The organism is Streptomyces diastatochromogenes (assembly GCF_002242805.1).
Classification (GTDB): Bacteria; Actinomycetota; Actinomycetes; order Streptomycetales; family Streptomycetaceae; genus Streptomyces; species Streptomyces diastatochromogenes.
The window spans coordinates 106263-119511 of record NZ_MCGQ01000041.1; the positions used below are offsets into that span (position 1 = coordinate 106263).

At 70.9% G+C, this 13249-nt stretch carries 9 protein-coding genes; 4 read left to right on the forward strand and 5 right to left on the reverse strand.

Annotated features, from left to right (window positions below; all coding sequences use genetic code 11):
• Positions 1 to 60: 60 nt before the first annotated feature.
• Complete coding sequence (locus tag BEK98_RS37185; protein ID WP_094221175.1) at positions 61 to 1371, forward strand: diacylglycerol/lipid kinase family protein; 1311 nt, start codon at positions 61 to 63, stop codon at positions 1369 to 1371.
• 2 nt (positions 1372 to 1373) lie between these two features.
• Here BEK98_RS37185 and BEK98_RS37190 read toward each other — a convergent pair whose 3' ends face one another.
• The 4 genes from BEK98_RS37190 to BEK98_RS50320 form a co-directional block, all read right to left on the reverse strand.
• On the reverse strand, positions 1374 to 3113 hold the full coding sequence (locus tag BEK98_RS37190) for a SulP family inorganic anion transporter (protein ID WP_094221176.1): 1740 nt from the start codon (positions 3111 to 3113) through the stop codon (positions 1374 to 1376).
• 64 nt (positions 3114 to 3177) lie between these two features.
• Positions 3178 to 5895, reverse strand: coding sequence for a cation-translocating P-type ATPase (locus tag BEK98_RS37195; protein ID WP_094221177.1), 2718 nt, complete (start codon positions 5893 to 5895; stop codon positions 3178 to 3180).
• Positions 5896 to 5936: 41 nt separating this feature from the next.
• Positions 5937 to 6938: a polyphosphate kinase 2 family protein gene (locus tag BEK98_RS37200; RefSeq protein WP_094221178.1), complete on the reverse strand. Its 1002-nt coding sequence runs from the start codon at positions 6936 to 6938 to the stop codon at positions 5937 to 5939.
• A gap of 115 nt (positions 6939 to 7053) precedes the next feature.
• Entirely contained in the window at positions 7054 to 9678 is a 2625-nt protein-coding gene (locus tag BEK98_RS50320; protein WP_244202131.1) for an amino acid permease, read from the reverse strand.
• Between the two features lie 211 nt (positions 9679 to 9889).
• Here BEK98_RS50320 and BEK98_RS37210 point away from each other — a divergent pair, with 211 nt between their 5' ends.
• Positions 9890 to 10582 (forward strand): DUF899 domain-containing protein, encoded by a 693-nt coding sequence (locus BEK98_RS37210; protein WP_094221179.1) that lies wholly within the window; start codon positions 9890 to 9892, stop codon positions 10580 to 10582.
• A gap of 20 nt (positions 10583 to 10602) precedes the next feature.
• On the opposite strand, the gene BEK98_RS37215 is transcribed toward BEK98_RS37210, so the two are convergent.
• The gene (locus BEK98_RS37215; RefSeq protein ID WP_094221267.1) at positions 10603 to 11280 is read right to left on the reverse strand and encodes a GAP family protein; all 678 of its coding nucleotides are present in this window, start codon (positions 11278 to 11280) and stop codon (positions 10603 to 10605) included.
• Between the two features lie 348 nt (positions 11281 to 11628).
• Here BEK98_RS37215 and BEK98_RS37220 point away from each other — a divergent pair, with 348 nt between their 5' ends.
• On the forward strand, positions 11629 to 11856 hold the full coding sequence (locus BEK98_RS37220; protein WP_094221180.1) for a ferredoxin: 228 nt from the start codon (positions 11629 to 11631) through the stop codon (positions 11854 to 11856).
• Entirely contained in the window at positions 11853 to 13247 is a 1395-nt protein-coding gene (locus BEK98_RS37225) for an NAD(P)/FAD-dependent oxidoreductase (RefSeq protein WP_094221181.1), read from the forward strand. The genes BEK98_RS37220 and BEK98_RS37225 overlap by 4 nt, the downstream gene beginning before the upstream one ends.
• Positions 13248 to 13249: the final 2 nt, after the last annotated feature.

Below are 13249 nucleotides of genomic sequence, written 5' to 3' on the forward strand. Positions count from 1 at the left end.
GGTTCCGTTCACCCGCCTCGGGTGAAGCCGGCCCGCGCCTGCCGTGCCCAAGCTGGCGCAGTGAGATCGGCTTCCAGCCGGGCTCCCGTCCTGTGGGCCCGTTCGGCGCTGCTCGCCCTGCTGGGCAGCGTGGCGGTTCCGCTTGTCGTCGCCGGGCTGAAGAGTGTGCTGTGGGTGCTGGTCGGGGTGGCGGGGCTGGTGCTCACCGCGGTCGGGGTGTGGTGGGCCCTCGCGCACACCGGAGTCGTCCGGGCCGTGGGGACGCTGGTGTCGGTGGCCGCGCCGCTGGCGGTCCTCGCGCTGTATGCCGTGCACGACCTGTTGTGGCCTGCTTGCGTGTCGCTGGGCCTGTGGGTGCTCGCGGTCGTGGCCGCTCGGATCGCCCTGACCCCTGCGGGCGCGGATTCCGGGCGCCGCCGTGCCCGGGGCCCCGTTCAGCCGCCGCGCCGGCCGTGGATCCTGATGAACCCGAACTCCGGCGGCGGCAAGGTGGCCCGCTTCCACCTGGCGGAGCGGGCACGGGCGGCGGGCGCCGGGGTCGTCCTGCTGGACCCGGCACGGCACCAGGACGTGGCGGAGCTGGCCCGGCGCGCGGTGGCGGAGGGCGCCGACCTGCTGGGGGTGGCCGGCGGGGACGGCACGCAGGCCCTGGTCGCCGAGGTCGCGGCCCGGCACGGCCTGCCCTTCATCGTGATTCCGGCCGGCACGCGCAACCACTTCGCCCTGGACCTCGGCCTGGACCGGGACGATCCGGCGGCCGCCCTGGAGGCGCTGACCGACGGTGACGAGTTCCGGGTCGACCTCGGGTTCGCCGCCGACCGGGTGTTCGTCAACAACGTCTCCTTCGGCACGTACGCGGCCGTGGTGGCCGATCCCGCCTACCGGGACCAGAAGGTCCGCACCACCCTGCGGGAGCTGCCCGATCTCCTCACCGGCGACAGGGCCCCCAGCCTGCGGATGCGGGCCGGCCGGACGCGGGCCGAGGGCCTGCAGGCGCTGCTCGTCAGCAACAACCCCTACCGGCGTGCCCTCGACGTCGACCGTCCGGGGCGCAGGGTCTGCCTGGACTCCGGGCGGCTCGGCGTGCTGTGCGTGCACGTCGGCGGCACCGCGCAGGCGGCCCAGCTGGTACGCGGTCCGGGCGCGCCGGGGCTGCGACGGCTGACGGCGCGGGAGGTGGTCGTGGAGACGGACGCGGCGACCGTCCCGGCCGGGATCGACGGGGAGCACGTCATGCTGCCCGTACCCGTCGTGTGCCGGATCGTCCCCGGCACCCTGCGGGTCCGCGTGCCGCGCCACCGTCCCGGTTCGCCCGTCGCCAGACCGGCGGCCGACTGGCCGAGGGTGGCACGGCTCGCGCTGGGGAGGTGACGTCACCCGGCGCCGGTGGTCCACTGCGCGCCGGTGCGCAGGCGATAGGCGGCGACGGCGGCCTCGACCGTGGGGAAGAAGTGGTCCGGGTCGATGGTGCGGGTGAGCCCGTACCGTTCGATCTTCCGCCGCACCGGGTCCTTCAGCTCGGCGAACACCAGATGGACGTGGGCGGCGTTGAGGTCCTCGTCGAGGCCCTCCAGGACGTCGGCGGCGGTGGTGTCCACGTCGGTCATCGGCTCGGCCGCGACCACGATCCAGCTCGGCGGCGGGTCTCCCCGGGCGAGCCGGCGGACCTGGTCGCGGAAGGTCCTGGCGTTGGCGAAGAAGAGCGGGGCGTCGAACCGGTAGATCACCAGACCGGGCAGCCGCTGTGCGCCGGGGTAGGAGCGGATGTCGTGGTAGCCCTCCAGTCCCGGCACCCGGCCCAGCACGGTGTCGTACGGCCACCAGGCGCGGCGGAAGACGTTCAGGACGGACAGCGCGACCGCGATCGCGATGCCGGGCAGCACGCCGAGGAACGCGACGCCGAGGAAGGCCGTGATCGACAGCAGGAACTCGACGCGGCGCTGCCGCCACAGCCGTACGGTCCCCGGGACGTCGGCGAGGGACAGGGACGCGACGATCACCACGGCGGCCAGGGCGGGCTGGGGCAGGTTCCGGAACAGCCCCGGGACCAGCACGAGCATGAGGACGATCAGGGCCGCGCCGACGACCCCGGTCAGCTGGGTCCTCGCGCCGGCCCGCTCCGCCACCGCCGTGCGCGAGCCGCTCGTGCTCACCGGGAAGCCCTGGAAGAAGCCCGCCGCCAGGTTGGCCGCGCCGATCCCGGCCATCTCCTGGTTGCCCCGGACCTCCTGCCCGGTGCGGGCCGCGAAGGCCGACGCGTTGGAGATGGTGTCGGCCAGGGAGACCACGGCGATGCCCAGGGCGCCCGCGGACAGCGGACCGAGGTCGTCGAGCCGGACGTCGGGGACGGTGAACGGCGGGAAGCCCTTCGGCAGCACCCCGACCAGGCCGACCCCGTGCTCGTCCAGCTCGAACACGGCGGCGGCGCCGATCGCCAGCACCACCATCACCAGCACCGCGGGCACCTTCGGCAGCCGGCGCTGCAGCACCAGCAGCAGCACGACCCCGCCGATCCCCACCGCGGCCGCGGCCGGCACGACCGCCCCGGCGGCCAGCTTCTCGACGAGGCCGACGCACTCCCCGATCAGGGTGTCCGCCTCGACCTTGAAGCCGAGCAGCTTGGGCAGCTGGCCGATCAGGATGGTCAGGGCCAGCCCGTTCATGTAGCCGATCATCGTGGGCCTGGAGATCAGGTCGGCGACGAAGCCGAGCCGCGCCACCCGGGCCAGGATCATCACCAGCGCGACCATCAGGGCGAGCATCGAGGCCAGGGCGACGGCCCGGTCGGGGTTACCGCCCGCCCCGGCCAGCGGGAGCACGGTGGCGGCGATCATCGGCCCGAGCGAGGAGTCCGGTCCCAGCACCAGGATCCGGGACGGTCCGCACACCGCGTAGCCCAGCAGGCACAGGATCGACGTGTACAGGCCGGTGATCGGCGGCAGGCCCGCGAGTTCGGCGTACGCCATGCCCTGCGGCACCAGCAGCGTCGTCAGGACGACTCCGGCGACCAGGTCCTTGGCCAGCCACTCGCGCCGGTACGACGACACGGCGCGGACGCCGGGGACGGCGCGCAGCCCGGACAGTACCCGCTGGGTGGCGTGCCGGGTCGCCATCTACGGCCTCTCACGTCCTGTCGCCATCTACGGCCTTCCCCGTCCCGTCGCCGTCCACGGCCTTTCACGTCCTCGCGGCCCGCCTGGCGACAAGCTTGCCCAGCTCCCACAGGCCGAGCAGAACCAGCGCCGGCACCAGCGCCCAGCCGAACTGCCGCACGTTGATCTGTGTCGTGCCCAGCAGCCGCCGGAACCCGTCCAGCTGCGTGACCAGCACCGCGAGGACGAACTCCACGAGCATCGCCCAGTTCATCTGCTTGCTGTCGAAGCTGTCGGCGGTCAGGACGGTCGCCGTCTCGCTGCGGCATTCGAGCGCGGCCACGATCAGGCAGAGCGCGAAGGACGTGAACGCGATGGACTGGCCGACGGCGGTGCTGCCGTAGTGCGACTCGCCGAGCTTGATCAGGGCGAGCAGGCCGATGGTGATCGCCAGCCCGGAGAGCCCGACCGTGATCATCACGCCCCTGGTCAGCACCGGTTCACCGCGCGGACGCGGCCGGCGCTCCATGAGTCCGGGGCTCTGCCGGTCGAAGCCGAGCGCGAAGCCGAAGGCCGCGTTGACGAAGAAGTGGATCCACAGCACCTGGGGCGGGGTGAAGGGTTCGCCCGCCGCGATGTTGAACAGGGTCGCGCCGAGGAAGGTCAGGACGAACACCACGAGGAGGACGAGGACGAAGCGGATGTACTTGGTGAGGTTGTCGTAGATCTTGCGGCCCTGCTCGACGGCGAAGACGATCGTCGCGAAGTTGTCGTCGGCCAGCACCATGCGCCCGGCGTTCTTGGCGACCTCCGTGCCGGAGCCCATGGCGATGCCGATGTCGGCCGCCTTGATGGCCGGGGCGTCGTTGACGCCGTCCCCGGTCATGGCCACCACGTGGCCCTTCTTCTTGAGCGTGTCGGCCAGCAACACCTTGTGTTCGGGGGCGACGCGGCCGACCACCCCGATGTCGTCGATCCGGGCGAGCCGCTCGCTCTCCGGCAGCGCGGCGAAGTCGGCGCCGAGGAGCGCCTCGCCCTCGATGCCCAGCTGCCGGGCGATGGCGGCACCCGTGACGACGTCGTCCCCGGTCACCATCCGCACCCGGATGTGCGCGGCCTGCGCGTCGGCCACGGCGGCCCGCGACTCGGCACGCGGCGGATCGACCATGCCGACCAGGCTCGTCATCTGCAGGTCGGTGACGTGGGCGAGCAGGTCGCCGTCCGGATCGAAGGCGGCGGGGTCGAGGTCGCGGCGCGCGGCGGCCATCACCCGCAGCCCCTCGCCGCCCATGCGCTCGACATGGGTCTGGGCCCGCTCACGCAGCTCCGTGTCCCAGGGGACGGCCGTACCGTCGCGCAGCGCGGTGGCGGCCCGGTCCATGACCGCGGGCGCCGCCCCCTTCACGAAGCACCGCACGACCGGCCGGCCGGCCGCGTCCGTGGCCGAGTGGAAGGTGGCCATCAGCTTGTACGAGGGGTCGAACGGCAGCGTGGCCAGCCGGGGCAGCCGCTCCCTGGTGGCGTCGATGTCCAGCCCGGCCTTGTGGCCGAGCACCAGCAGGGCGCCCTCGGTGGGGTCGCCGACCACGTTGCCGTCCACGAGCTTGGCGTCGCTGGCGACCAGGTAGGGCAGGATCGCGTCCTCGATGCCGGGCGTGCTGCCGACGGCGTGCTGGACCTGGCCCTCCAGGTGGTAGCCGGTGCCGGAGACGGTGTAGCGGTCGCCGGGATCGATCACCTCCACGACGGTCATCTGGTTCATGGTGAGCGTGCCGGTCTTGTCGGAGTTGATCGCCGAGGTGAACCCCAGCGACTCCACCGACGGCAGGTCCTTCACGATCGCCTCGCGCCGGGCCAGGTCGACCCCGCCGATCGACAGGATGGTCTGGGTCACCGTGGGCAGGGCCTCCGGAATGGCGGCGATGGCCAGAGAGACCGCGCTCACGAACAACGCGTCCCACGCCTCGCCGCGGCCGCGCCCCAGGACGAACATCACGATCATCGTCAGTCCGGCCGCCCCCGTGATCCACAGGGTGAGCCGGTTGAGTTCCTGGTCCAGGGGGGAGGCCTCGCGGGGTGTCGCCGACAGCATCCCGGAGATGCGGCCGAGTTCGGTGCCGACGCCAGTGGCCGTGACGATCACCGTCGCGCTGCCGTGCGTGACCGGCGTGTTCATGAACGCCATGTTCGTCCGGTCCCCGGGGCCCAGGTCGCCGTCGGCCAGGGTCGTCGCGTCCTTGACGGCGGGCACGCTCTCGCCGGTCAGTGCCGACTCGTCGATCTGCAGGGCGCTGGCCGTGATGATCCGGCCGTCGGCCGGGACCTCGTCCCCGGCGGCGAGGAGCACGACGTCACCGACGACGACCTCCTCGGCCGGAATCTCGGTCTCCGCCCCGCCCCGGCGCACCCGGGCGGTGGCCTTCAGCATCGACTTGAGCGCGTTCATGGCGCTCTCGGCCTTGCCCTCCTGCCGCATGCCGACAACCGCGTTGAGGACCGTCAGCACGACCAGGAGGATGCCCGTGCTCCACTCCGCGATCAGGAACGACACCACGGCTGCGGCGACCAGGACCAGCTGCATGTAGCTGCGGTACTGGGCCAGGTAGCGGCGCCAGCCCGGCAGGGGTTTCTCCTCCGGCAGCGCGTTCGGACCGTTCGCCCGCAGCAGCTCCGCCGCCCTCGCCGGGGACAGCCCCACGGCCGGATCCACCTCGAACGCGGCGGCGACCTCCGCCGCGGGACGCGCGTACCAGGCCCGGTCGTCCGTCGCCCCCTCGTGCGGGGCATCCGTCTGCGCGGTCATGGCGCGCGCCTCCTCTCAGCCGTTCCCGTCAGCCGTTCCCGTCAGCCGTTCCCGCCGGAGTGCTTGCGCTTCTTGCCGGACTTCCCGTTGCCGGACTTCTCTTCGGCGATCGAGGCGGCGTACGGGTCGGCCTCGGCACCCTTGGGTGCCTCACGCTCCAGCTCCCGCCTGACGTCGGCCAGCCCGCGCCGGGTCTCGTCGCTGACCTGCGGGTACTGGGGATCGATGTCGATCAGGGTGTGCGCCAGCACCGCGGCCGCGCAGACGCGCGCGAACCACTTGTGGTCGGCCGGTACGACGTACCAGGGCGCCCATTCCGTGCTGGTGGCGGAGAGCATCTGCGAGAACGCGCGCTGGTAGTCGTCCCAGCGGGCCCGCTCCCGGACGTCGGCGGGCGAGAACTTCCAGTTGCGCTCGGGAACGTCGATGCGCTTGAGGAAGCGGATGCGCTGCTCCTCCTTCGACAGGTTCAGGAACAGCTTCACGATCCTGAACCCGTTGTCGTTCAGGTAGCGCTCCCAGTCGTTGATCTCCCGGTAGCGCCGGTCCCACACGTCCGGGCCGCGCGTCGAGTCCGGCAGCCGCTGCCGGTCGAGGTTCTCCGGGTGCACCCGTACGACCAGGACCTCTTCGTAGTGGGACCGGTTGAAGATGCCGATCTCGCCGCGCCCCGGCAGCCGGACGGCGTAGCGCCACAGATAGTCGTGCCCGAGTTCCTCGGCCGAGGGCACCTTGAAGCTGTGCACCCGCACACCCTGCGGATTGATCCCGCTCATCACGTGGCGGATCGTCCCGTCCTTGCCGCCGGCGTCCAGCGCCTGCAGGCACACGAGCACTCCGTAGGTGTCCTGCGCCGCCAGCCGCCGCTGGTAGTCGGCGAGCAGCTCGACACCGGTGCGGAGCAGCTCGACACCCTCCTTCTTCTTCCGGATGCCCGCCTTGTAGCCGGGATCGAAGTCCTCCACCAGACGCACCTTGGCGCCGGGCTCGACCCGCAGCGGCCTGATGAACTTCGCTATGCGTTCGGCTGTGTCGTCGGCCATCGTCCGCCCGCCTTCCAGCCTGGCCCTCCCGACAGAGTCGACCCGATCGGTGCGGCCGGGCTCACCCTCCACGGGTGGTTGCGCTGCCCGGATCAGTGAAGGTGCGCGGGAGGTGCTACGGGCCCTCCCCCGGCTGCAGGTCCTGCTCGGTCCAGATCGTCTTGCCGGTCGGGGTGTAGCGCGTGCCCCAGTGGTGGGTCATCTGGGCGATGATGAACAGGCCCCGGCCGCCCTCGTCGTCGCTCGCCGCGTGCCGCAGGTTGGGCGTGGTGTGGCCGGTGTCGGAGACCTCGCAGATCAGGGTCCGGTCGCGGATCAGGCGTACCTGGATCGGGCCGCCGCCGGCGTAGCGGATGGCGTTGGTGGCCAGTTCGCTGACGATCAGCTCGGTGGTGAACGCCAGGTCGTCCAGTCCCCAGTCGCCGAGTTGCTTGCCGACGGCGGAGCGGATGGTGGCCACCGCCGCCGGGTCCGGGGCCAGTGCCCACTGGGCGAACTGGTTCCGGTCGAGCAGGCGGGTGCGGGCCACGAGCAGGGTGGCGTCCACGTCCACCGCCCCGGGGAGCAGGGTGGCCACCACGCTGTCGCACAGCTCTTCCAGGGACGTGCGGTCGCCGGCGAGTACCTGGGACAGCTGGGCGAGTCCGGCCTCACCGCTGTCGGCCGTCTGGAGGAGGCCGCCGGTGAAGAGGGCGATGAGACTGCCCGGGGGAAGCTCCAGGTCCGTGCTCTGGTAGGGCGGGCCGCCGATTCCCAGCGGCGGTCCGGGCGGCAGCTCGGGGCAGTCGACGACGCCCCTGTGCGGTACGACGACCGTCAGCACCGAGTCCCCGGCCCGTGCCAGTCTGCACTTCCCGGAGACGGGGTCGTACACCGCGTACAGGCAGGACACGCCCAGCCCCGGCCTCGGTTGGCCCGGACCGGCTCCGGTCCCGCCCTCGTGCGCGCTCTGCTCGACCAGGTCGTCCAGGCGCGACAGCAGCTCGTCCGGGGCCAGGTCCAGCCGGGCCAGGACGCGTACCCCCGTGCGCAGCTGCCCCATGGTCGCCGCGGCGCGCAGGCCGTGCCCGCGCACGTCCCCGACGACCAGGCCGACCCGGGTGCCCGACAGGGGGATGACGTCGTACCAGTCGCCGCCCACCCCGGACCCGTTGTCGGCGGGCAGATAGCGGCTCGCCGAGTCGACGGCGGCGTGCGACGGCAGACGGCGCGGAAGCAGGTTCCGCTGGAGTCTGAGGGCCACCGCGTGGCCACGGGTGACCACCGGCATCAGCAGGAGACCGATCAGCAGGGCGCCAAGCCCCAGGACGGTGACCCCGCCGGTCGGTCCGATCAGCGGCAGGTCGACGCTGGTCGTGCCGTACTCGGGGTTCGCGTAGACGACGAAGGTGGCGTAGACGAACAGCAGGAGCATGATCAGCCCGCCGAGCCCCGGGAACACGCCTTTGAAGACCAGGTCCCTGGCGCTGCGAGTGAGGTTCTTGCGGTGGTACCAGAGGCAGGCGAAGCCGGTCAGTCCGTACTGGAACGCGATCGCGAGCCCGACCGAGTCGATCGAGTCGGCCACGATGTTCTGGCTGAACGACGTCAGCAGGACCAACAGGGCGATCGAGGCCGCTCCCATCCCGATGGTCCCCCAGGTCGGGGTGAGAAACCTGCGGTGGATCCGGGCGAACCGGGCGGGGACGGCCTTGTGGACCGCCATGGAGAAGACGGTCCTGGCCAGGGGCAGGATGGTGGTCTGGGCGGAGGCCAGCGCCGAGGTCAGCACCATCAGGATGAGCAGTCTCGACAGGGCCAGCCCCATGTCGTTGCTCCCGAACACGGCGTCGCCGAGGCCGGAGAACACATCGTCCGAGTTGCCCGGGTTGCCGAGCCCGATGCCCGAGGTGCCGACTCCCGCGAACGCCTGCGCCGACGTGGACACCAGCCCGTACGTGATCAGGAGCAGCACGACGGACATGACCGCGGCGCGCCCGGGGATGCGCGTGCTGTCGACGGTCTCCTCGTTGACCGAGAAGGCGGTGTCCCATCCCCAGTAGATGAAGACGCCCGCGAGGACGCCCGAGGTCAGGGCCTTCGCCGAGGACACCTCGAAGGGGTTGAACCAGGAGGCGGACACGTGGATCGCCGTCGCGGGAGGGCTGGTGTAGACCCTGACCAGCGCGGCCACGGCGAACACGATCAGCATCAGCACTTCCAGGCACAGCAGCCAGCGCTGGACGGCCGCCGAGACCTCGATGCCGACGTAGCAGACCGTGGTCAGCACGGCGAGCCAGACGATGCCGGCCACGGTGGTCCACAGCCGGTTCTCTCCCAGTTCGTCCAGGCCCACCAGGCGGAAGCTGTAGACACCGGCGATCTCGGCGAGGTTCACCATGGCGACGATGTTCGCGACGATGAGACCCCACCCGCCCATCCAGCCGGTGCGCGGTCCGAAAGCGCGGGTGGCCCAGGTGAAGGTGGTCCCGCAGTCGGCGTTGCTCGCGTTCAGCTCCCGGAAGGCGTACGCGACCAGCAGCATCGGGATGAAGGCCAGCATGGTGACGATCGGGGCCTGCAGTCCGATCCCGGCCACGATGATGCCCAGTGTGGCGGCGAGGCTGTAGGCCGGGCCGGTGGAGGCCAGGCCCATGGCCACCGAGGAGAACAAGCCCAGGGCGTTCTTCTTGAGCCCCTTCCGGCCGACCCCCGTCCCGGGAGCGGGGCCGGCGGACTCGGCGCCGCCAAAGTGCCTCACACTTGATTGCAACGCGGGGCCGCGCCCCTCCGCAACAGCGGGCCGCGTGCTTGTCCGGTGGTCTGCGCACGGGCGGACCGAACTCGTGGTGGAAGTAGTCGACCAGATCGGTGCCGTAGTAATGGGGTGACAGGCGACCGATGAGTTCCGGAGGTCGGTGGGGTCTGCCTCTGCGGAAGCGAAAGCCGCGCACCAGCTCTGTGAGGGGACCATGACCAGCCACGCACTACCGCCCGTCGTCGACGCCGCAACCTGGGAGCGCCGGCTCGACACACTGCGCGCCCGGGAAAAGGCCGCGACGCGGGAGCTTGACGCCATCGCCGCCGAGCGTCGTCGCCTGCCGATGGTCGAGATGCCCGACTACGTCCTCGAGGGCGAGGACGGCCCCGTTCGGCTGGCGGACATCTTCGAAGGCAGGAGGCAACTCATCGTCTACCACCACATGTGGTTCGCCGGCCAGGAATGGCAGTGCCCGGGCTGCACGGGGTTCACCTCGCAGTACACCCGCCTGGAGTTCCTGGACAACTACGACGCGCGATTCGTCATCGTCACCCAGGGCCCGATCGAAGAGGCGCTCGCCTACAAGCAGCGGGTCGGCAACCGGATGGCGTGGTACTCGACGGCCGACAGCTCGTTCGGGGCCGACGTCGGCGCACCGCCCGGCGGAGGATTCGCGGTCAACGTGTTCCTGCGCGACGGCGGCACCGTCTACCGCACCTGGCACACGGACGGCCGGGGTACCGAGCAGCTCAGTCACTCCTTCGCGCTGATCGATGTCCTCCCGTACGGGCGGCAGGAGGAATGGCAGGACTCGCCCGAGGGCTGGCCTCAGTCGCCCACCTACAGCCGGTGGGCGAGGTCCGAGGACATCGCCGCGCTCTACGGCCCGGGCGCCGGCGGCTGAACCGATCACGGCCGGCACGGTCAGGAACTCACCACGCCGATGCCGTCCCCCAGCAGCTTCAGCCCGAACACGAAGAACAGAACCGCCATGACGGCGATGTTGTGCCGTGCCGCCCATTCCTTCCAGTTGCCCAGCATGTTCTTCGCCCGCTCGCCCATGACCAGGAAGACCCCGAGCGGAGTCAGCAGCCCGACGGAAGCGACGACGACGAAGACGGCCAGCGCGGCGATCTGCTCCCCCACGGGCAGTCCCGACGAGCTGATGGACGCTGCCGCCGCAATGGTCAGCGGGGCGTTCTTCAGGTTCCCGGCCGACAGCAGGAGGGCAAGAAGGAAGATCTTCACCGGCGTGAAGCGGTCGAGCGCAGCCATCCATTGCGGCAACTTCGCCTGCGTGGCGTCGGCAGGGCGATGACGCCACAGCCGCACAGCGAGAAGAACCAGTGCCACCCCCAACACGATCTTGAGAGCCCCCACCCAGTCGGCCGGCTGCCCGTGGGAGTCGGCACTCCCCTGGCCGCCGATGACGAGCATCACCGCGCCCAACGCCGACAGACCCACCATCCAGCCGGTGGCGAACACCAATCCGTTCACACGCCCCCGAGGCGTTGCCAGCACGATGATGATGGCGATGATCGGAAGAGGACTGACGGCGACACCGGCCGCCAAGCCCAGCACATCACCCAGCACTTCGCCCATGCGTGCCTCCGGCATATCGAAAGAACTCCAGCCACGTCCAAAAAGAATCATCGACAGCACACGGCCCTTGCCGCATGGGCACGCGGCGCGCGAGTGAATGGTGCTCAGGGGTGCCTTGGTGTCTCGGGTGCGGGTGATGTGCGTGCGGTATAGGCTTTTTGGCGACAAGGTCAGGTTCTCTTGGCGGTTTTACAGGCGCCGATCGCCTTATCCGCGATGTTCATTTCTTTCTGTCGAGACCCGACGAGCACGGTGCAGCCCCTCGCGTTTTCCGAGGGTGGGCAACGGCCGAATCCCTTCTCTCGAAGCCTGTTGGGTCCGCAGCTCGCAGTCCCTGTGGAGGCCGGGATGAGAATTGTCGTGGACCTTTCCCGATGCGAGGGGTACGCGCAGTGCGCGTTCCTGGCTCCGGACGCATTCCGGATGCACGGCGAGGAAGCACTGATGTACGACCCGAACCCCGACGACGCTCGGCGCGACCAGGTGCTGCGCGCCGCGGCGGCCTGCCCGGTCCAAGCGATTCTGGTCGACCAGCTGGAGGGACGGGACGTACCGGTGGAGGCGTCGAAGTCATGACCAGCGCCGACAACCTGCGTGCGTTCAAGCGCGATGGCCGCATCGTGATCGTCGGGGCGTCACTGGCGGGACTGCGGGCCGCGGAGGCGCTGCGCGACGAGGGTTTCACCGGATCGTTGACCATGATCGGTGACGAGTTGGGCGAGCCCTACGACCGGCCTCCCCTGTCCAAGCAGGTACTGACCGGGTGGGTGCCGGCCGACGGCACCAAGCTGCCGCGGCGTCGTGACATCAATGCGGAGTGGTTGCTGGGCGTGCCCGCCAGCGGGCTCGACCTGGCGACCGACCACGTGCGGCTCGCCGACGGACGCGAGATTCCCTTCGACCGGGTGCTGATCGCCACCGGGGTGCGGGCCCGGCCCTGGTTCGTCGAGAGCGAGGCGGCCCTGGACGGGGTGTTCGTCGTCCGTACGCGCGAGCACGCCGAGGGCCTGCAGCGAGCCCTTGCCGCCGGGCCCTCCCGCGTCCTGGTCATCGGAGCGGGATTCACCGGCTCCGAGATCGCCTCCATCTGCCGGGAGCGGGACATCCCCGTGACCGTCGCCGAACTCGCCCCGGCTCCGCTGGTCGGAGCGCTCGGTGCCATGATCGGTGAGATCGCGTCGGACATGCAGCGCGCTCACGGCGTCGACCTGCGCTGCGGTGTCAAGGTCACCCGGCTGGAAGGCGACGCGCAGGGGCACTTCCGCCGTGCTCACTTCGACGACGGCACCACGATCGACGCCGACGTGGCGGTGGTGGCACTCGGAGGCATCCGCAACACCGAGTGGCTGCGGGACTCGGGCCTGGCGGCGGGTGTCTGGGGAATCGCCTGCGACACGGGCTGCCGCGCCCTCACCCTCGACGGCCTGATCACCGACGACGTCTTCGTCGCCGGAGACGTGGCACGCTGCCCGAACCCGATCTACGAGTACCGGCTCATCTCGCTGGAGCACTGGGCCAACGCCGTGGAGCAGGCCGAGGTCGCGGCGCACAACATGGTCAGTGGACAGGCGGACCGCTGGCCCCACCTGTCCATCCCGGTGTTCTGGTCGATCCAGTTCGGCGTCAACATCAAGTCCGTCGGCGTGCCGACCTTCGCCGACGAGGTGATCGTCAGCCAGGGGTCGGTGTCCGACCGCCGCTTCGTCGCCGCGTACGGCTATCGGGGCCGCGTCACCGCGGCGGTGAGCTTCAACAACGCGAAGTGGCTGGACCACTACCGGACGTTGATCGAGACGGCCGCACCCTTCCCGCCGCCCTGTCCCACGCCCGACCAGCCTGTCGACGTGAAGCCGGTGCCCGTCGACTTCCCCGGCCCCACCCTGCTCGCCCAGGGCGCCACCGTGGTCGTCACTGGACATGACCCGGGTGAACGGCGGGTCACGGCCGCTCACCAGCACCACCGGTAGGA

What these genes read in the sequence shown, in the direction of transcription:
- BEK98_RS37195 (WP_094221177.1), bottom strand. Translation starts at nt 5,895, where the DNA reads ATGACCGCGCAGACGGATGCCCCGCACGAGGGGGCGACGGACGACCGG.
- BEK98_RS37190 (WP_094221176.1), bottom strand. Translation starts at nt 3,113, where the DNA reads ATGGCGACCCGGCACGCCACCCAGCGGGTACTGTCCGGGCTGCGCGCC.
- BEK98_RS37210 (WP_094221179.1), top strand. Translation starts at nt 9,890, where the DNA reads ATGACCAGCCACGCACTACCGCCCGTCGTCGACGCCGCAACCTGGGAG.
- BEK98_RS37200 (WP_094221178.1), bottom strand. Translation starts at nt 6,938, where the DNA reads ATGGCCGACGACACAGCCGAACGCATAGCGAAGTTCATCAGGCCGCTG.
- BEK98_RS37225 (WP_094221181.1), top strand. Translation starts at nt 11,853, where the DNA reads ATGACCAGCGCCGACAACCTGCGTGCGTTCAAGCGCGATGGCCGCATC.
- BEK98_RS37215 (WP_094221267.1), bottom strand. Translation starts at nt 11,280, where the DNA reads ATGGGCGAAGTGCTGGGTGATGTGCTGGGCTTGGCGGCCGGTGTCGCC.
- BEK98_RS37220 (WP_094221180.1), top strand. Translation starts at nt 11,629, where the DNA reads ATGAGAATTGTCGTGGACCTTTCCCGATGCGAGGGGTACGCGCAGTGC.